The following is a 20,317-nucleotide window of genomic DNA, read 5'->3' as shown; positions in this document are numbered from 1 at the left end:
TCTGTTGTGTTAAAATATACGTATCTTAAGGAGGCAACTATGCAAAAACATATTATTGATTTAATTATTGAAAAATTACCGTTTAAAAAAGAACAAATTGAAGCTGTATTAAATCTGTTAGAAGAGAAGAATACAGTGCCATTTATCGCACGTTACCGTAAAGAAGTAACAGGTGGGTTAGATGAAGTTGAAATTAAAGATATTGAAACTGAATATCGTTATATGGAAACTTTGCAGAAAAGAAAAGACGATGTGATCCGAACAATTGAAGCGCAAGGTTTGCTTACGGATGAATTACGTCGGGAAATCATGGAGCAGGTGAAACTTCAACGTGTAGAAGATTTATATCGTCCGTTTAAACAAAAGAAGAGAACACGTGCTACAGAAGCGAAACGTAAAGGTCTTGAACCACTTGCTCAGATGATTCTTTCTTTTGAAGGAAGAGATATTATAAGTGAAGCTCGAAAATTTATAAATGAAGAAGTTGAAGATGCAGATGCTGCAATCAATGGTGCGATTGATATTATTGCTGAAATTATTTCGGATGAACCGAAGTATCGAGAATACATATTAAAGTTTGTAGAGGCGAATGGACTAATTGTAACTACGAAGAAGAAAAAAGCCGAAGATGAAAAAGCAGTATTTGAAATGTATTATGACTACTCAGAAAAAGTGAATAAGATTGTACCACATCGTACACTCGCGATTAACCGAGGTGAAAAAGAAGGTGTATTAAAAGTAAGTGTAGATGTCGATGATACACGTATAAAAACATATATCCGCAAACAGATGGTAAAAAAAGACGTCGATTCAAATCAATATATTGATTTAGCGATTGAAGAAGCATTAAAGCGTTTAATATTACCATCTATTGAACGTGAAATTCGTAATGAATTAACTGAAAAAGCTGAAACACAGGCGATTGATATTTTCTCTGTTAACCTGGAGAATTTATTATTACAAGCACCACTTAAAGGTAAGGTAATTCTTGGTCTTGATCCAGCTTACAGAACGGGATGTAAATTAGCAGTAATCAATGCGTTTGGTACATTTGTTGAAAAAGCGGTTATCTATCCACATCCGCCGGTAAGTAAAGTAGCAGAATCGAAGAAGAAGCTGCTTGAGTTAATTTCAAAGAACAATGTTGAATTAATCGCGATAGGTAACGGTACAGCAAGTCGTGAATCAGAACAATTTGTTTCAGCGCTTATTAAAGAAAATAATTTAGCTGTAAAATATATTATCGTGAATGAAGCGGGAGCATCTGTTTATTCTGCCAGTGAATTAGCACGTAAAGAGTTTCCTGATTTTCAGGTAGAAGAGAGAAGTGCGGTTTCGATTGGTCGCCGTGTACAAGATCCGTTATCAGAACTTGTGAAAATTGATCCAAAATCTATCGGTGTTGGTCAATACCAGCATGACGTTAACCAAAAAGCATTAAATGAGGCTTTATCATTTGTTGTAGAAACTGCAGTAAATAAAGTTGGAGTCAATGTAAATACAGCATCAGCACCGTTATTACAGTATGTTTCAGGATTATCTTCTACTGTCGCTGAAAATATCATTAAGCATAGAGAAGAGAATGGACCTATTAAACATAATAAAGAAATTGCTAAGATTCCGAGGCTCGGTAAAAAAACTTTTGAACAAAGTATCGGATTTATGCGCATACCTGACGGTAGTGAACCGTTAGATAATACAGGGATACACCCTGAAAGTTATAATGCGACGTATGCGTTAATCGAATTGATTGGCATGACAATCGATGATTTAGGTACCGATGCATTAAAAGAAAAACTGAATCAACTGAATCTGGAGCAAACGTCAGATAAACTTTCTATCGGTGTCCCAACACTAGAAGATATCATTGCCGCACTTATCGCACCCGGAAGAGATCCACGTGAAGATTTTGAAACACCATTACTTAAGTCGGACGTTCTATCAATAGAAGATTTACGTAAAGGTATGAAATTATCAGGTACTGTACGTAACGTAGTAGACTTTGGGGCATTTGTAGATATCGGTGTGAAACAAGATGGTTTAGTGCACATTTCAAAATTATCAAATAAATTTGTTAAGCATCCTACAGATGTAGTGTCAGTCGGAGATATTGTCGATGTATGGATTGAAGATATCTTTGAAGATAAAGGGAAAGTTGCATTAACGATGAAAGACCCAAATGCAAAATAGTGATTTACAGCAGCTAGTTGAACGTATTTCATTAGAATATTTTGATAAACCTTTTGAGCATCTTGCGACATTTAACAATCGGTTACGCACGACAGGCGGAAGGTATTTGCTAAATAGTCATAATATAGAGATCAATCCGAAACAATATATAACTTTTGGTGAAAGTGCGATTGTTGATATTATTAAACATGAGCTCGTGCATTATCACTTACATCTAGCAGGAAAAGGATATAAACATCGCGATAGAGACTTTAAAAATCTATCTGAAAAAGTTGGAGCGCCTAGATTTTGTGAGATGATTCCTTCTGTCAAAGGTTATAAATACACATATGCATGTAAAAAATGCGGGCAAACATACTTAAGAAAACGTAAAGTGAATACAAGGAAGTATAAATGTTCGAAATGTTTGGGAGAAATCTCAATAACAAAAGTATGGTAAAGAGCAGCGTACCTATAGGTGCGCTGTTTTCATTTGTGTATTTTTGTGTCATTTATAATACTTTTTTTTAAGGAATGTTAGGAAAGTTTACAATTCGAGAAGTTTTTTTATAAAAAGTGTTGACTTTATTTCTGAATCATTATAAGATTAATTTCGTTGTTGAAAACACGGCCCCTTGGTCAAGCGGTTAAGACACCGCCCTTTCACGGCGGTAACACGGGTTCGAATCCCGTAGGGGTCACTTTTAATAAATTAACAATCTTAATAAAAGATTTAAGAACTTAAAAAAACTTTTAAAAAGTTGTTGACTTATTAATCAAAACGTTATATACTTAATCTTGTCGTTAAAAGAGATAACGAGTGAGAACATGCCAACGCGCGATCGTGGCGGAACGGCAGACGCGCTAGGTTGAGGGCCTAGTTGGAGTATTCCAGTGGAGGTTCAAATCCTCTCGGTCGCACTTTACTTTTAACAGATAATAAATAATGCGGGTGTAGTTTAGTGGTAAAACCTCAGCCTTCCAAGCTGATGTTGTCGGTTCGATTCCGATCACCCGCTCCATAAAATTTTTAAAAATGAACATTGAAAACTGAATGACAATATGTCAACGTTAATTCCAATAATTTGAGTGAACTTAGTTCACTCCCAAGAGTGATTGCCATAAGCAATCAAAGAGCATTATCAAACAAACTATTATGGAGAGTTTGATCCTGGCTCAGGATGAACGCTGGCGGCGTGCCTAATACATGCAAGTCGAGCGAATTGACAGAGGTGCTTGCACCTCTCGATTTTAGCGGCGGACGGGTGAGTAACACGTGGGTAACCTACCTATAAGACTGGGATAACTTCGGGAAACCGGAGCTAATACCGGATAATATTTAGCTTCGCATGAAGCAATAGTGAAAGACGGTTCTGCTGTCACTTATAGATGGACCTGCGGTGTATTAGCTAGTTGGTGAGGTAACGGCTCACCAAGGCAACGATACATAGCCGACCTGAGAGGGTGATCGGCCACACTGGGACTGAGACACGGCCCAGACTCCTACGGGAGGCAGCAGTAGGGAATCTTCCGCAATGGACGAAAGTCTGACGGAGCAACGCCGCGTGAGTGAAGAAGGTTTTCGGATCGTAAAACTCTGTTGTAAGGGAAGAACAAGTACGTTAGTAACTGAACGTACCTTGACGGTACCTTACCAGAAAGCCACGGCTAACTACGTGCCAGCAGCCGCGGTAATACGTAGGTGGCAAGCGTTATCCGGAATTATTGGGCGTAAAGCGCGCGTAGGCGGTCTCTTAAGTCTGATGTGAAAGCCCCCGGCTCAACCGGGGAGGGTCATTGGAAACTGGGAGACTTGAGTACAGAAGAGGAGAGTGGAATTCCATGTGTAGCGGTGAAATGCGCAGAGATATGGAGGAACACCAGTGGCGAAGGCGGCTCTCTGGTCTGTAACTGACGCTGAGGTGCGAAAGCGTGGGGATCAAACAGGATTAGATACCCTGGTAGTCCACGCCGTAAACGATGAGTGCTAAGTGTTGGGGGGTTTCCGCCCCTCAGTGCTGCAGCTAACGCATTAAGCACTCCGCCTGGGGAGTACGGTCGCAAGACTGAAACTCAAAGGAATTGACGGGGACCCGCACAAGCGGTGGAGCATGTGGTTTAATTCGAAGCAACGCGAAGAACCTTACCAAATCTTGACATCCTTTGACAACTCTAGAGATAGAGCTTTCCCCTTCGGGGGACAAAGTGACAGGTGGTGCATGGTTGTCGTCAGCTCGTGTCGTGAGATGTTGGGTTAAGTCCCGCAACGAGCGCAACCCTTATCTTTAGTTGCCATCATTAAGTTGGGCACTCTAGAGAGACTGCCGGTGACAAACCGGAGGAAGGTGGGGATGACGTCAAATCATCATGCCCCTTATGATTTGGGCTACACACGTGCTACAATGGATGGTACAAAGGGCAGCAAAACCGCGAGGTCAAGCAAATCCCATAAAACCATTCTCAGTTCGGATTGTAGTCTGCAACTCGACTACATGAAGCTGGAATCGCTAGTAATCGTAGATCAGCATGCTACGGTGAATACGTTCCCGGGTCTTGTACACACCGCCCGTCACACCACGAGAGTTTGTAACACCCGAAGCCGGTGGAGTAACCTTTTAGGAGCTAGCCGTCGAAGGTGGGACAGATGATTGGGGTGAAGTCGTAACAAGGTAGCCGTATCGGAAGGTGCGGCTGGATCACCTCCTTTCTAAGGATAATTACGGAAATCAGACTTCTAAGTCTGATAGGGATTAACATTGACATATTGTATTCAGTTTTGAATGTTTATCGGACCTTCGGTCCAGTAAGTCATTCTAATTGTACTTTGAAAACTAGATAAAGTAAGAAGAAATAAAAGATTTTACCAAGCAAAACCGAGTGAGTTCATTTTTGAATTCTTAAAAAAATCGCGCGTCTGCATGGAAAAACGGAAGCAAGCGTTCTGGCTTGATTCATTTTTGATAAACTGACCGACAGCGCAAGCTGGAGTGGAATTTTAGAAAATGATGAAAGACAGCGAAGCTGAAGTTAGACAATGCAGACATCACAATTATTAATAACAGATTAAGTTATTAAGGGCGCACGGTGGATGCCTTGGCACTAGAAGCCGAAGAAGGACGTTACTAACGACGATATGCTTTGGGGAGCTGTAAGTAAGCTTTGATCCAGAGATTTCCGAATGGGGAAACCCAGCATGAGTTATGTCATGTTATCCATATATGAATACATAGTATATGAGAAGGCACACCCGGAGAACTGAAACATCTAAGTACCCGGAGGAAGAGAAAGAAAACTCGATTCCCTTAGTAGCGGCGAGCGAAACGGGAAGAGCCCAAACCAGAGAGCTTGCTCTCTGGGGTTGTAGGACACTCAATACGGAGTTACAAAGGAACAGTTTAGACGAATGACTTTGGAAAAGTCAGCCATAGAAGGTAAAGGCCCTGTAGTCGAAAAGTTGTTCTCTCCTGAGTGGATCCTGAGTACGGCGGAACACGTGGAATTCCGTCGGAATCCGGGAGGACCATCTCCCAAGGCTAAATACTCTCTAGTGACCGATAGTGAACCAGTACCGTGAGGGAAAGGTGAAAAGCACCCCGGAAGGGGAGTGAAATAGAACCTGAAACCGTGTGCTTACAAGTAGTCAGAGCCCGTTAATGGGTGATGGCGTGCCTTTTGTAGAATGAACCGGCGAGTTACGATTTGATGCAAGGTTAAGCAGTATATGTGGAGCCGTAGCGAAAGCGAGTCTGAATAGGGCGAATGAGTATCAGGTCGTAGACCCGAAACCAGGTGATCTACCCATGTCCAGGTTGAAGTTCAGGTAACACTGAATGGAGGACCGAACCGACTTACGTTGAAAAGTGAGCGGATGAGGTGTGGGTAGCGGAGAAATTCCAATCGAACCTGGAGATAGCTGGTTCTCTCCGAAATAGCTTTAGGGCTAGCCTCGTGTGATGATTATTGGAGGTAGAGCACTGTTTGGACTAGGGGCCCCCCTCGGGTTACCGAATTCAGACAAACTCCGAATGCCAAATAATTTAACACGGGAGTCAGACTGCGGGTGATAAGGTCCGTAGTCGAGAGGGAAACAGCCCAGACCACCAGCTAAGGTCCCAAAATATATGTTAAGTGGAAAAGGATGTGGCGTTGCCCAGACAACTAGGATGTTGGCTTAGAAGCAGCCATCATTTAAAGAGTGCGTAATAGCTCACTAGTCGAGTGACGCTGCGCCGAAAATGTACCGGGGCTAAACATATTACCGAAGCTGTGGATTGTCCTATGGACAATGGTAGGAGAGCGTTCTAAGCAGCGTCGAAGCATGATCGCAAGGACATGTGGAGCGCTTAGAAGTGAGAATGCCGGTGTGAGTAGCGAAAGACGGGTGAGAATCCCGTCCACCGATTGACTAAGGTTTCCAGAGGAAGGCTCGTCCGCTCTGGGTTAGTCGGGACCTAAGCCGAGGCCGAATGGCGTAGGCGATGGATAACAGGTAGATATTCCTGTACCACCTAAGATTGTTTGAACGATGGGGGGACGCAGTAGGATAGGCGAAGCGTACTGTTGGTTATGTACGTCCAAGCACTGAGACTGAGTATTAGGCAAATCCGGTACTCTTAAGGTCAAGGTGTGATGGGGAGCGAAATTATAGTAGCGAAGTCGTTGATTTCACACTGCCAAGAAAAGCCTCTAGTTAGAAATTAGGTGCCCGTACCGCAAACCGACACAGGTAGTCAAGATGAGAATTCTAAGGTGAGCGAGCGAACTCTCGTTAAGGAACTCGGCAAAATGACCCCGTAACTTCGGGAGAAGGGGTGCTTTTTAGGGTGCAAGCCTTGAAGAGCCGCAGTGAATAGGCCCAAGCGACTGTTTATCAAAAACACAGGTCTCTGCAAAACCGTAAGGTGACGTATAGGGGCTGACGCCTGCCCGGTGCTGGAAGGTTAAAAGGAGTGGTTAGCATTAGCGAAGCTACGAATTGAAGCCCCAGTAAACGGCGGCCGTAACTATAACGGTCCTAAGGTAGCGAAATTCCTTGTCGGGTAAGTTCCGACCCGCACGAAAGGCGTAACGATTTGGGCACTGTCTCAACGAGAGACTCGGTGAAATCATAGTACCTGTGAAGATGCAGGTTACCCGCGACAGGACGGAAAGACCCCGTGGAGCTTTACTGCAGCCTGATATTGAAATTCGGCACAGCTTGTACAGGATAGGTAGGAGCCTTTGAAGCGTGAGCGTCAGCTTACGTGGAGGCGTTGGTGGGATACTACCCTGGCTGTGTTGACTTTCTAACCCGCACCACTTATCGTGGTGGGAGACAGTGTCAGGCGGGCAGTTTGACTGGGGCGGTCGCCTCCTAAAGAGTAACGGAGGCGCTCAAAGGTTCCCTCAGAATGGTTGGAAATCATTCGCAGAGTGTAAAGGCACAAGGGAGCTTGACTGCAAGACCTACAAGTCGAGCAGGGTCGAAAGACGGACTTAGTGATCCGGTGGTTCCGCATGGAAGGGCCATCGCTCAACGGATAAAAGCTACCCCGGGGATAACAGGCTTATCTCCCCCAAGAGTTCACATCGACGGGGAGGTTTGGCACCTCGATGTCGGCTCATCGCATCCTGGGGCTGTAGTCGGTCCCAAGGGTTGGGCTGTTCGCCCATTAAAGCGGTACGCGAGCTGGGTTCAGAACGTCGTGAGACAGTTCGGTCCCTATCCGTCGTGGGCGTAGGAAATTTGAGAGGAGCTGTCCTTAGTACGAGAGGACCGGGATGGACATACCTCTGGTGTACCAGTTGTCGCGCCAGCGGCATAGCTGGGTAGCTATGTATGGACGGGATAAGTGCTGAAAGCATCTAAGCATGAAGCCCCCCTCAAGATGAGATTTCCCAACTTCGGTTATAAGATCCCTCAAAGATGATGAGGTTAATAGGTTCGAGGTGGAAGTACAGTAATGTATGGAGCTGACGAATACTAATCGATCGAAGACTTAATCAATTTTATAGATTTTTTGCACGGTGATGTTTGGTACATCATATTTCTTCTTAAGTTTATCTAGTTTTGAAAGTATAATATATTATCTTTCATTTGTCTGGTGACGATGGCAGAGAGGTCACACCTGTTCCCATACCGAACACAGAAGTTAAGCTCTCTAGCGCCGATGGTAGTTGGTCTTACGATCCGCGAGAGTAGGACGTTGCCGGGCAATGCATAGGAGATCCTTCGGGGTCTCTTTTTTCTTTATATATTTAATGATATGGTTATATGAGTGGGCGAAATAATAATTATTTCGCCCACTCATACGATTTTTAATCAGAGTATCTAAAAGTGAGTGGACTGTAATACAACAATACAGACCACTCACAACCAAAAGAAATACTATTATCCAACAATCAATTACATTAATACAAACATTTCATGATACAATAATACATATTTGAAAAATAGGTGAAGAAAAATGGAATTACTAATTAATTCAATAGAAGAAACGCAAAAACTTGCTACAATAATTGCCCGATTTTCAAAGCCACAAACAGTTATTTTGTTAAAAGGTGATCTTGGAGTTGGTAAAACAACATTTAGTCAATATTTTGGACAGGCGTTAGGTGTAACATCTGTTATCAGTTCTCCCACGTTTAATATCATTAAATCATATGAAGCACGCATTCCATTTCATCATATGGATTGTTACCGTTTAGAAGGTGCTGAAGATGATTTAGGGTTTGATGATTATTTTTATGGTGAAGGCGTTACATTGGTTGAGTGGCCACAAATGATTGCTGACTTTCTACCTGAAGATTATCTGCAAATTGAAATAGAACGTATTGATGATACGAGACGTTTATTTAAACTTGCGTCACATGGTAATCGTTCAACAAATTTAAAGGAGCAAATTGAGTATGAGACTACTACATATCGATACGAGTAATCAACCGTTATCTGTTGCAATTACCGAGGGAAATGAAGTATTAGCAGAATTTAATAGTGGTATGAGAATCAACCATTCAATTACGATGATGTCTCAGATTGAATCTTTGTTAGAATATACAAAGCTTGAAATGAAAGATATCGAAGGTATTGTAGTTGCAAAAGGACCAGGTTCATATACAGGGTTACGTATAGGCGTTACAGCTGCAAAGACACTTGCTTATACATTAAATATTCCATTATATGCTGTATCTAGTTTAGCAGCGATTGCTGCAACAGTGAGAATGCATGAATTTTTATTGGTACCTGTTATTGATGCAAGACGTAACCACGTATATGCGGGCATATATCGATACAAAGGTGTTAAATTAGAACTTGTTGAAGATGATACTTATATATCAATTGATGATTTAAACCAAAAATTAAAAGAACAACATTTACCGTATTTATTTATTGGGATGGATGCTGAGAAACTGGCAGAACAGTTAAAAGGTCCATCTTACTATTGTATTCCACGTAGTGCTGAAATGAGAAGACTCATTAATGAATCGTCTTTAGTCAGTGCACATACGTTTGAACCTACGTATTTGAGAATATCTGAGGCTGAGCGTAATTGGCAGAACAATCAGGCTTAACAATTAGAAAGATGTTGCTTGAAGATGTTCCGGCAATATATGAGATAGAACAAAAAGCGTTTCCATCAGGTTCATGGAATTTAGATGCTTTTTATCATGAACTCGAAAAAAATGAGTTTGCGCATTATTTTACGATGTTGCAGGATAATAAAGTAATAGGATATCTCGGTATGTGGATAGTTATTGATCAGGCACAAATTACTACGGTTGCAATAGATGAAACAATGCGTGGCAAAGGATACGGTAAGTTATTATTAGAGTACGTTATGAATTATGCACGCCTTAATTGTGAAATGATGAGTCTGGAAGTGAGAGAAGAGAACTTAACGGCTCGTCATTTATACGAATCATTTGGTTTTACATATGGTGGAGTTAGACGTGACTATTATGGTCCGAATCAGGATGCGAAAGTAATGTGGGTGAAATTAAAATGAACGATGTAACAATATTAGCAATAGAAACAAGTTGTGATGAAACGGCTGTGAGTATCGTAAGAAATGGATATGAGGTGCAGAGCAACGTCGTCAACAGCCAAATAGAATCTCATAAACGATTTGGGGGCGTTGTACCAGAAGTAGCAAGCAGACATCATGTTGAAAATATTACAATCGTTATTGAAGAAGCAATTGATGAAGCCAATCTTAATTGGAATGACATTGATGCCGTTGCAGTGACAGAAGGACCGGGATTGATCGGTGCATTGCTTGTAGGCATCAACGCAGCAAAAGCATTAGCGCTAGCGCATAACAAACCTTTAATACCTGTACATCATATCGCAGGGCATGTTTATGCGAATCATATTGAAGCGCGATTAACTTTTCCGTTATTAGCTTTAGTGGTGTCAGGAGGTCATACAGAACTAGTTGTTATGAAAGACCATATGGACTTTGAAATTATTGGACAGACACGTGATGATGCTGTCGGTGAAGCGTACGATAAAGTAGCTAGAACTATTAATCTACCTTATCCGGGAGGGCCTCATGTTGATAGATTAGCCGCCATTGGTGAGGATAATCTAAAATTACCACGTCCAATTTTAGAAGGATATGATTTTAGTTTCAGCGGTTTAAAAAGTGCCGTAATTAATACATTGCATAATAAGAATCAAAAAGGTGAAAGTTATAAAGCAGAAGATGTGGCAGCAAGTTTTCAGGCGAGTGTAATTGATGTGTTATCAGAAAAAACATTTGATGCATTAGCTGAATATAATATCAAACAATTACTGATTTGCGGTGGTGTAGCGGCGAATAAAGGATTGCGTGAACGTATGACGCAACTATGTGAAGAAAAGAATATTAAATTGATGATACCTCGCTTTGAATTATGCACAGATAACGCAGCGATGATTGGTGCAGCAGCATATTATCAGTATATTAAATCTGAGTTTGCTGGAATGAATTTAAATGGAAGATCAAATATTGAATTATAATAAAAAGGACAAAGTGAAAACTTTGTCCTCTTTTTAATGCATTATAGCGACGCAACCATTTAACAGTACCGTTAAAATGATTGAAAGAATAACCGATAGAATAATACTTCCTAAACAACTCCGTGGAAATCGATACATATATATACCCCTTTAAATATGATGGTGTCTGATTGAATAAAATTTCTACAATATATATATACCACTTACATATAAAATTAAGCATTCATTTTTCTCAATTTGTCTGTATTTTATCTACGCGAACACATGTACTTGTACACAAGTTGTGCACAGAATGTGTATAACTCAATGTCAATAGGGAGTATTACACGAAATTAATCATAATATCATACACATTTTCTGTGGATAACTAGGATAACTCTGTGGATTAGTGAAATAAAAGGGTTTTTGCTGTGCATAACTTTGTGTACAAAAATAACCGGCTATGCCGGTTAATTTTCTAATGCTAATTCTAATTCTGTCCACTGTTCGACTTTTTGTTCGAGTGTTTGATTTAATGTAATGAGTTCTTCATTTAAAGCATGAGATTTTTCATGGTCGTTAAATACTTCTGGTTGCGTAAGCTGTTCCTCGATACTACTGATTTGACTTTCCAGGTGCTGAATATCTTTTTCTGTACTTTCTAATTGACGTTCTAGTTTACGTCTTTCTTTTTGGTTCGCTTTAAAGTCATCGTTGGTCGTTTCTTTAGTAATTTGCTTTGACTCCTGTTCGACTAAGCTTTCGTGGGCTAATCGTTCTTCTTCTTTTTCGATAAAATATGAATAGTCGCCGAGGAATAGCTTTCCACCCTTATCAGTCATCTGGAATATCTTTGTCGCTATTTTATTGATGAAATAACGGTCATGGCTGACAAATAACAAGGTGCCGGGATAATGGATAAGTGCATCTTCAAGTACTTCTTTTGCATCAATATCCAGGTGGTTAGTCGGCTCATCAAGGATTAACACATTGTTTTCTTCAAGACTAAGTTTAGCAAGTTGTAATCTTGCTTTTTCTCCACCTGATAAGTCATTGATAATCTTTTTAACATCATCCTGAACGAATAGAAAGCGTCCCAGTACGGTACGAATATCTTTTTCAGGCATCGTTGGATAGTACTGCCATAATTCTTCTAGTACAGTATTATTTGAAGAAAATTCTGCCTGTTTTTGATCGTAATAACCGATTGAAAGATTAGCACCATACTTAATGTCACCGTGCAGTGCGGTTAATTGTTTAGCAATAGTTTTAATAAGCGTTGTTTTACCGATACCGTTTGGCCCGATAAATGCAACAGCATCCTGTTTTTTTATATCTAAGGTTAAATGTTCAGCAAGTGGCGTATCATAGCCGATAGCAAGGTCATCGATCCGTAAGACGTCATTTCCTGTTTCCTTCTGAATATTAAATCTTAAATTCATCGAGTGATCGTCTTGTTTCGGAATATCAATCTTAGTCATCTTCTCAAGTACTTTACGACGTGATTTCGCCATACCACTCGTTGACGCACGTGTAATATTTTTTTGAACAAAGGTTTCCAGACGTTTTATCTCAGCCTGTTGTCGCTCATACTGTGCCTGCATCTTTTCGTAAAATTGATCACGCTGCTCAATGAATTTAGAATAGTTACCGACATATTTTTGAACTTGACCTAATGCCACATCGTATACTGTGTTCACAACTTTATCTAAAAAGTAGCGATCATGTGAGATAATCACGATGGCACCATCATACGTCGATAAATAATTTTCAAGCCAGGCAGTTGTATCCATGTCGAGATGGTTAGTAGGTTCATCGAGTAGTAGTAAGTCTGGATTATGAAGTAGCATTTCAGCAAGAGCAAGACGTGTCTTTTGTCCACCTGAAAATGTATCGATCTTCTGATCAAAGTCTTCAGGTTTAAAGTTTAGACCTGAGAGCACTGTTTTAATCTTAGTTTCGTAAAGATAGCCATCCTGAGCTTCAAACTGTTGTTGTAATTTCTCATAGCTCGTTAATTTCTCCTGATATGCATCCGTGTGCGCATTATGACTTTCTTCGCTTAAATACAAAGCGATTTTGTCTAATTCCTGCTTCATTTTTTCAAGATGAAGGAACGGCTTTTTCATCGCTTCGTAGACGGTTCCTTCTGCATTCAAAGTCATTTGCTGAGTAAGATAGCCGAGTCTGATATTTTTAGACATTGAAAGATTACCTGTATCGTAATCTTCAGTCCCGGCTAGAATCTTCATTAAAGTGGTTTTACCAGCACCATTTCTTCCGACGATAGCGATACGGTCGTTAGATTTAACTTCGAATTTCACATTCGAAAATATATTTTCACCTGAATAGGATTTAGTTAAATTGCTTGCTTGTAATAATATCAAGTTATTTCACCTCACTTTCATTGTACATGAAGTACGATAAGGTGGGAATATTTTAATCAGTTTTGTGAAATTTCACATAGTCAATTAATACGTTAAGTGATATAATCAAAAGTGATGTGAAATCTATCACAAATTTACTTGAAACAGGTGAGTAGGATGTCAAAGAACGAAATAAAGATTCCTAAAGCCACACTAAAGAGACTTCCTTTATATTATCGTTTTGTGAATACGTTATATAATTCAAATGTAGAAAGAGTCAGTAGTAAGGAGCTAAGTGAGGGCTTACAAATTGATTCGGCAACAATACGAAGAGATTTTTCTTATTTTGGTGAGCTAGGAAAAAAAGGATATGGCTACAACGTTAACTTTTTATTAAACTTTTTTAAGACAACTTTACAGCAAGACATGATTACAAAAGTTGCAATTATTGGGGTAGGGAATCTGGGAACTGCACTTGTTAATTATAACTTCTCGATCAATGATCGCATGAAGATTACAGCAGCCTTTGATACAAGCTCAACTTCAATCGGTAAGACGATTGGTAAGATAACAGTTGAAGATATGAAGAATTTCGAAAAAATTGTTGAAGAAACTGGCATTCAAGTTGTAATATTAACTGTACCAGGTGCAGTTGCCCAAGATGTGTCAAATAGAGTGACAAAAGCACAAATAAAAGGTATATTAAACTTTACACCAGAACGTTTAACAGTGCCAAATGGGGTGCATGTACATCACATTGATTTGGGTGTTGAATTACAGTCGCTAATATTCTTTATGAAAAATCATTAGGGGGTAAAATAGATGTTATTTGTAAATACAGTTGGTATGATATCACCTGCAATTGCTATTTTCTTAGGGATTATCGCGTTAATTATTTTCGGACCTAAGAAATTACCAGAATTCGGTCGTGCGATGGGCACATCTTTAAAAGAATTTAAAGATGCAACAGATGGTATTATGAAAGACCATGACAAAGATAACAAAGACGTAAAATAATTTAGAAATTCAAAACGGCGACAGTGTTTGCCGTTTTTTTATGAGGAGGTTCATTCCTTAGATGAATAAAGATGATTTAACCGTTGTTGAGCATTTGGACGAGTTGCGTAAACGCATTATGGTCGTGCTCTATTGTTTAGTAGCAGGGACGGCAGTCGGATTTTACTTTGGTAAACCAGTTACAAAATTCTTAACAAAAGATGATGTACCTAAAAGTATTGAATTACATTATTTTAAAGTGAGTGATCCATTAACGATTTATATTACAGTGATAATGATTATTGCATTGATCATTATATCGCCCGTCATTTTATATCAGTTATGGGCATTTATATCACCCGGATTACATCCTAAAGAACGTCGTGCAACATTATCATACATTCCAATCAGTTTAATTTTATTTCTATTAGGACTCAGTTTTAGCTATTTTTATGTATTTCCTTATTTGATTCAGTTCACCATTGGACTTGCGAGTGAGATGGGGGTTAATCAGATGATCGGTGTCAGGGAGTATTTCAATGAAATGCTGAGATTTACGATTCCATTCGGATTCTTGTTCCAGCTACCGATACTGCTGTTATTTCTAACAAGACTTGGAATTGTAACACCGATGTTCTTAAAGAAAAATCGAAAATACGCATACTTTGCTTTATTTGTGATTACTGCATTAATTTCACCGCCGGATCTAATTTCATATTTGATGTTCTCATTCCCGATGTTGTTGTTATATGAAGTGAGCATACAAATTAGTAAGATTGGATATCGCCAATTTTTAAAAGGTGAACAACGTTTAATTGAAGAAGAACTAATGGACTAACCACTCTGGAGAGTGGTTAGTTTTTTGATATTTCACGGAAGAAACTTCAAACAAATGCCCACATGGAAACAGAAGTGTGCACGAACAGGAAAAAACTACAAACAAATGCCCACATGGAATCAGAAGTGTGCACGAAAAGGAAAAAATTTCAAACAAATGCCCACAACAAACTAGAAGTGTGCACGAACAGGAAGAAACTTCAAACAAATGCCCACATGGAATCAGAAGTGTGCACGAACAGGAAGAAACTTCAAACAAATGCCCACATGGAAACAGAAGTGTGCACGAACAGGAAAAAACTTCAAACAAATGCCCACATGGAATCAGAAGTGTGCACGAACAGGAAGAAACTTCAAACAAATGCCCACATGGAAACAGAAGTGTGCATCTATACCCATTAATATCCAACTCAAATTTGATATGTACCTTCTTTATCAGTACGTTTTAAATTTTTCCTGATAAAACGCTCGATTTTGTAGTTTCTCCTATCACTTCCCGTAATAAAATTCGTAAATTTACCAACTTTCACACTGCTCACTTTATGAATTGCACAATATTCTTTAAGTGCATAGTACATCACATCATTAAAACGATAAATTTCATGACAACATGGCATCTTTAACAGGTTAGAAAATTCTACGTCCTGCACAACAGCACATTTCGGACATTTCAAACCTTTAAAAAACACAGCTTCTGAAATATCCAGTTCAACACTATGAATTGATTCTAATCGATGAGCTTTCACAAGTGATTCTGCAATATCATAGTCAACTTCCATTACAGGGTGCATCTTTAATTCATGAAATGATGACTGTAATTCGTTTGCGTGTAACAAGCGTGGATGTCTGCTGTCATTTCTAAACGTCACATCATTATTTACAAATACAAAAAAACCCACTACTGTAAAGTTCACGCCGAAATGCTTCCATATATAATTCCTTAAAAAAGTTTCAGATCTGCTGATCTGTAAATCAGGATTTTCAATCTCTTTATAACCGTGATAGAACTTGCCATCTTGATAACGAGAATCCCTGGTATAGTATTTCGCATCTAATATATATGCACTTTGATTCACGATTACTATTGTATCGAACTGTCGTTCTGTTTTACCATCTAACAATCGTAAATCCTGAATGACTAATGCATTTCCGAAATCTACACGACTAACAATACGATCAAGTAGTTGCTCGCCGTAATAGCCTTTTAATTCTAATTCATAATCGGATAAATCGAGACTACTGCGTCCTTTGAGGTGGTGTAACTGAAGCAAAGAAGAGGAAGGTTGTCTTGTTTTGATAATCATAAAGTCTCCTATTAGATATTCAATGATCAATACACTCTCTTTATATCACGAATTTCTAAAACATGCTAAAATAAAGTCAATATGTAAGGGGTGGCAGCATGAATAATATATTAGATATTGCGAATCTCGCTGGCGTTTCAAAAAGCACCGTCTCACGCTATTTAAACGGTGGTTCAGTAAGTGAGAAGACGAGACAGAAAATTGATAAAATTGTGCAGGAAACGGGTTTCAAGCCTAACCAGTTTGCACAAAGTTTAAAAGCGAAACGCACCAACATGATAGGTGTTATCGTACCCCGTCTAAATTCATATGCTTCTAATGAAACGTTACTCGGTATAGAAACGACACTACGCCGTCAAAACTATCAAACTTTAATTGCCAATACTGATCTATCACTTGATTTAGAGTTAAATGCGATTAAGACTTTTCATACGAGTAAAGTAGATGGTATCATTCTGTTGGCTACGACTTTAACTGAAGAACATATTGAACTCATCGATTCATTAGATAAACCTTTCCTGCTTATTGGTCAACAAGATAAACATATCCACTCAATTATTCAGAATGATTATGCAGCAGGCATAAATATCGGTAAATATTTTAAAAATCTCGAATATCAAAATATTGCTTATCTTGGTGTACCTGAAACTGATATTGCAGTGGGTCAAAAAAGAAAACAAGGTGTAATTAAAGGGTTTGGTCAAACCATCCCTATATACGAAACGACTTTTAAACTTCAGGATGCAACAGAAACTGCAAAGCAGTTAGTAGATAAATATGATGCACTTATTTGTGCAACAGATAATATTGCACTCGGTGTATTGAAAGCAGCCCAACAGCAAAACTTAAAAGTACCTGACCAACTATCGATAACTGGATTTGGCGGTTATGAAACGACATCTATTGTGACGCCGATGATTACGACGATTAAATTTCCCTATTTTGAGACAGGCGTGTTAGCAGCTAAATCAATGCTCGATTTAATTGACGAAAAAGAGGTGCCGTTACTTCAGGAAATGTCGTTTGAATTAGAAGAAAAAGAAAGCGTTGACAAAAAAGCAGTACAAGCATAAAATGACACTAAATAGAATGGAACCGGTACCAAAAAGGAGTATAAATATGATTGAATGGACACGAGAAGAACGATATCAAAGATTAGAAACATTCCCTGAAGACCAATATTTAAAATTAATAGAACAGACGAAACAATCTCCTCACAGACAGTTATTTCATATTCAGCCACCAACGGGATTACTCAACGATCCAAATGGATTTGCTTATTTTAACGGACAGTATCATTTATTCTATCAATGGTTTCCGTTAGGACCCGTACATGGTTTGAAGTACTGGTATCATACCGTAAGTGATGATCTTGCAATTTTTAAAAATGTAGGAATTGCACTCCGTCCAGATACACAGTTTGATAGTCATGGTGCTTATTCGGGCTCCGGACTAGTTGTAGATGATACGCTGAAACTAATCTATACAGGCAATCATCGTACAGATGCATGGGAACGCATACCTTATCAGATGATTGCCACGTTGCATAAAGACGGCATGATTACAAAGGATGAGACACCGATTATTAGTGGTCCACAATCTGGCTATACAGATCATTTCCGCGACCCGAAAGTATGGTTTGAAAATGGATACTACTATGCCGTGATTGGCGCACAAAGAACCGATGAGACAGGTACTGTTGTTGTATATCAATCAATTGATTTAAAACACTGGACATTTATCTCTGAGTTAAAAACTGACTACACAGACTTTGGATATATGTGGGAGTGTCCGGATTATTTTGAATTGAATAATACGGATGTATTATTATTCTGCCCACAAGGCGTGGATAAATATGAGGATCAGTTCTGGAACATTTATCAATCTGGCTATGTGCTCGGTAAACTCGACAAAGAGACATTCGAAATGATACATGGTGATTTTATAGAACTGGATCATGGATTTGATTTCTATGCACCTCAAACAACACTCGATAAAGATGGAAACAGAGTATTAATTGGATGGATGGGATTACCTGATACAGGCTATCCAACCGATAAAGAAGGATGGGCGCACTGTTTAACAATTCCACGCGTATTAACGATAGAAGATAACAAGTTACGTCAACGTCCGGTGGAATCACTTAAATCATTACGTGGTAACGTAGAAACGGCAGAAGGTTATGCTACGAAAAAGAATGTAAAACTTCATCCTTATGAAGGGACGCACTATGAATTAATCGTTGATGTTCTGGACAATGATTCAACAGAATTTTATATAGAGTTACGTGTATCTAAGAAAGAAAGTACCATGATCACATATAACAAAGCAGAGAAACGTATCACGCTGGATCGATTTGATAGTGGGCAATTACCAGAAGGTGTTGATGGGTATAGCCGTTCAGTTGTATTAGATGAAGATTTAAAGCAATTACAAATATTCGTTGATACTTCGTCCATAGAAATCTTTATCAATGACGGAGAGAAAGTAATGACAACGCGTATCTTTACATCTCAAGATGCTAAAGGAATTCGCACATCGACTGAATCAGGTCAGGTGTACTTTAAATTTACAAAATATGACCTAAAGGAGGCTAATGAATGAGCGCATTATATGCAATTGGGGAAGCATTAATTGACTTTATTCCGCAGACAAAAGGGGTTAAATTAAAAGAGGTTAAATCTTTTGAGACAAAAGTAGGAGGGGCTCCAGCAAACGTTGCAGCAAGTGTAGCTAAGTTAGGCGGAAAGTCTTATTTAATTTCACAACTTGGTGTTGATGCATTTGGAGATTTAATCATCGATACGCTGGAAGATACAGGCGTCGATACCTCATATATTACACGCACAAACGAAGCGAACACTGCACTTGCTTTTGTAAGTTTAACGCTGGAAGGAGAACGCGATTTTTCCTTTTACCGAAATCCTTCTGCAGATATGTTAAGAACAGCAGACAACTTACCTAGAGTGATTCGACCGGAAGACATTATGCATTTCTCATCAGTTGATTTAATTCCTTCACCGATGAAAGACACACATATCGCATTGATAGAAAAATTCCATGAAGCAGGTGGCATAGTCATCTTTGATCCAAACTTAAGATTTCCACTTTGGCCAGATAAAGCATTACTTAAAGAAACAGTACAGACTTTTATGCCGAAAGCACATATTTTGAAAATTTCAGATGAAGAACTGGAATTTATTACAGGTATCAGTGATGTTAACGAAGCAATTCAAAGTCTGTTTATTAGCCATACAGAAGCGGTCATCTATACAGAAGGTCCAAAAGGCGCAACCCTATATTTTAAAGATCATAATGTTCACGCACCAGGAGAAGTTGTCACGGTAGAAGATACGACAGGCGCAGGAGATGCTTTTATCGGTGCTGTAATCTATCAATTGTTAAATAAAACACAACAAATTAGCTATCTAAAAGAAAATGCTTACGATATATTAGCATTTGCCAATCAAGTAGGGGCATACACCACAACAGGTAAAGGTGCTATCGAAAGTTTACCAAATAAAAATGACTTAAAACTACGATTTTCCTAAAATTGTAGTTTTTTTAATAAAATACATTTTTTTCATCAATAATTTAAATATTTATTTAAAGTATTCACAATATATAGTATATAATATATATAAGTATTAATTTCAAATTAATGTTTTGTAATATTGTCTTATTTT

15 protein-coding genes, 3 tRNA genes and 3 rRNA genes are annotated in these 20,317 nt (G+C 39.0%); 19 read left to right on the top strand and 2 right to left on the bottom strand.

What is annotated here, in order from left to right; translation table 11 throughout:
* Positions 1-39: 39 nt before the first annotated feature.
* The 12 genes from HT586_RS10760 to tsaD all read left to right on the top strand — a co-directional run bounded on the left by HT586_RS10760 (position 40) and on the right by tsaD (position 11,149).
* Positions 40-2,190, top strand: coding sequence for a Tex family protein (locus tag HT586_RS10760; RefSeq protein WP_203545786.1), 2,151 nt, complete (start codon positions 40-42; stop codon positions 2,188-2,190).
* Complete coding sequence (locus tag HT586_RS10755; RefSeq protein WP_096078049.1) at positions 2,180-2,629, top strand: SprT family protein; 450 nt, start codon at positions 2,180-2,182, stop codon at positions 2,627-2,629. Before HT586_RS10760 ends, HT586_RS10755 begins: the two co-directional genes overlap by 11 nt.
* Before the next feature lie 169 nt (positions 2,630-2,798).
* Positions 2,799-2,870: transfer RNA gene (locus tag HT586_RS10750), tRNA-Glu, on the top strand.
* Positions 2,871-3,007: 137 nt separating this feature from the next.
* Positions 3,008-3,090 (top strand) — tRNA-Leu (locus HT586_RS10745).
* A 27-nt stretch (positions 3,091-3,117) separates the two neighbouring features.
* Positions 3,118-3,191: transfer RNA gene (locus HT586_RS10740), tRNA-Gly, on the top strand.
* Positions 3,192-3,322: 131 nt separating this feature from the next.
* Positions 3,323-4,876 (top strand): 16S ribosomal RNA (locus HT586_RS10735).
* A gap of 354 nt (positions 4,877-5,230) precedes the next feature.
* Positions 5,231-8,155: ribosomal RNA gene (locus HT586_RS10730) — 23S ribosomal RNA — on the top strand.
* Positions 8,156-8,248: 93 nt separating this feature from the next.
* Positions 8,249-8,363, top strand: a 5S ribosomal RNA gene (gene rrf, locus HT586_RS10725).
* The 16S, 23S and 5S rRNA genes sit together here with 3 tRNA genes alongside, the layout of an rRNA operon.
* A gap of 252 nt (positions 8,364-8,615) precedes the next feature.
* Positions 8,616-9,086, top strand: a complete 471-nt coding sequence (gene tsaE / locus HT586_RS10720) for a tRNA (adenosine(37)-N6)-threonylcarbamoyltransferase complex ATPase subunit type 1 TsaE (RefSeq protein WP_096078050.1) — start codon at positions 8,616-8,618, stop codon at positions 9,084-9,086.
* Positions 9,058-9,720, top strand: coding sequence for a tRNA (adenosine(37)-N6)-threonylcarbamoyltransferase complex dimerization subunit type 1 TsaB (tsaB, locus tag HT586_RS10715; RefSeq protein WP_133354755.1), 663 nt, complete (start codon positions 9,058-9,060; stop codon positions 9,718-9,720). Before tsaE ends, tsaB begins: the two co-directional genes overlap by 29 nt.
* Before the next feature lie 11 nt (positions 9,721-9,731).
* Positions 9,732-10,154: a ribosomal protein S18-alanine N-acetyltransferase gene (gene rimI, locus HT586_RS10710; protein ID WP_203546576.1), complete on the top strand. Its 423-nt coding sequence runs from the start codon at positions 9,732-9,734 to the stop codon at positions 10,152-10,154.
* Complete coding sequence (tsaD, locus tag HT586_RS10705) at positions 10,151-11,149, top strand: tRNA (adenosine(37)-N6)-threonylcarbamoyltransferase complex transferase subunit TsaD (RefSeq protein ID WP_203545785.1); 999 nt, start codon at positions 10,151-10,153, stop codon at positions 11,147-11,149. The genes rimI and tsaD overlap by 4 nt, the downstream gene beginning before the upstream one ends.
* Positions 11,150-11,598: 449 nt before the next feature.
* Here tsaD and HT586_RS10700 read toward each other — a convergent pair whose 3' ends face one another.
* Positions 11,599-13,515: an ABC-F family ATP-binding cassette domain-containing protein gene (locus tag HT586_RS10700; RefSeq protein WP_203545784.1), complete on the bottom strand. Its 1,917-nt coding sequence runs from the start codon at positions 13,513-13,515 to the stop codon at positions 11,599-11,601.
* A gap of 156 nt (positions 13,516-13,671) precedes the next feature.
* Here HT586_RS10700 and HT586_RS10695 point away from each other — a divergent pair, with 156 nt between their 5' ends.
* From HT586_RS10695 to HT586_RS10680, 4 genes are all read left to right on the top strand, one after another.
* Positions 13,672-14,304 (top strand): redox-sensing transcriptional repressor Rex, encoded by a 633-nt coding sequence (locus HT586_RS10695; RefSeq protein ID WP_096078053.1) that lies wholly within the window; start codon positions 13,672-13,674, stop codon positions 14,302-14,304.
* A 12-nt stretch (positions 14,305-14,316) separates the two neighbouring features.
* Positions 14,317-14,511 (top strand): twin-arginine translocase TatA/TatE family subunit, encoded by a 195-nt coding sequence (tatA, locus tag HT586_RS10690; protein WP_096078054.1) that lies wholly within the window; start codon positions 14,317-14,319, stop codon positions 14,509-14,511.
* A 61-nt stretch (positions 14,512-14,572) separates the two neighbouring features.
* On the top strand, positions 14,573-15,328 hold the full coding sequence (tatC, locus tag HT586_RS10685; RefSeq protein ID WP_096078055.1) for a twin-arginine translocase subunit TatC: 756 nt from the start codon (positions 14,573-14,575) through the stop codon (positions 15,326-15,328).
* Between the two features lie 62 nt (positions 15,329-15,390).
* The gene (locus HT586_RS10680; RefSeq protein WP_203545783.1) at positions 15,391-15,729 is read left to right on the top strand and encodes a hypothetical protein; all 339 of its coding nucleotides are present in this window, start codon (positions 15,391-15,393) and stop codon (positions 15,727-15,729) included.
* 8 nt (positions 15,730-15,737) lie between these two features.
* On the opposite strand, the gene HT586_RS10675 is transcribed toward HT586_RS10680, so the two are convergent.
* The gene (locus HT586_RS10675) at positions 15,738-16,631 is read right to left on the bottom strand and encodes a nuclease-related domain-containing protein (protein WP_133354765.1); all 894 of its coding nucleotides are present in this window, start codon (positions 16,629-16,631) and stop codon (positions 15,738-15,740) included.
* 98 nt (positions 16,632-16,729) lie between these two features.
* On the opposite strand from HT586_RS10675, the gene HT586_RS10670 reads away from it, so the two are divergent.
* Genes HT586_RS10670 through HT586_RS10660 form a run of 3 tightly spaced genes read left to right on the top strand, consistent with a single transcriptional unit; the run spans position 16,730 to position 20,182 of the window.
* On the top strand, positions 16,730-17,704 hold the full coding sequence (locus HT586_RS10670) for a LacI family DNA-binding transcriptional regulator (RefSeq protein WP_203545782.1): 975 nt from the start codon (positions 16,730-16,732) through the stop codon (positions 17,702-17,704).
* 46 nt (positions 17,705-17,750) lie between these two features.
* Positions 17,751-19,235, top strand: a complete 1,485-nt coding sequence (locus HT586_RS10665; protein WP_203545781.1) for a glycoside hydrolase family 32 protein — start codon at positions 17,751-17,753, stop codon at positions 19,233-19,235.
* Positions 19,232-20,182 carry a carbohydrate kinase family protein gene (locus HT586_RS10660; protein ID WP_203545780.1) on the top strand — a complete coding sequence of 317 codons (951 nt, stop codon included), beginning with the start codon at positions 19,232-19,234 and terminating at the stop codon, positions 20,180-20,182. The genes HT586_RS10665 and HT586_RS10660 overlap by 4 nt, the downstream gene beginning before the upstream one ends.
* The last annotated feature ends 135 nt before the right edge of the window (positions 20,183-20,317 follow it).

Origin of the sequence: Macrococcoides bohemicum, from assembly GCF_016865215.1 — a bacterium.
Lineage (GTDB): Bacteria > Bacillota > Bacilli > Staphylococcales > Staphylococcaceae > Macrococcoides > Macrococcoides bohemicum.
Note: the sequence above shows the minus strand (reverse complement) of the source record. Positions and strands in the feature narration are given on the sequence as shown.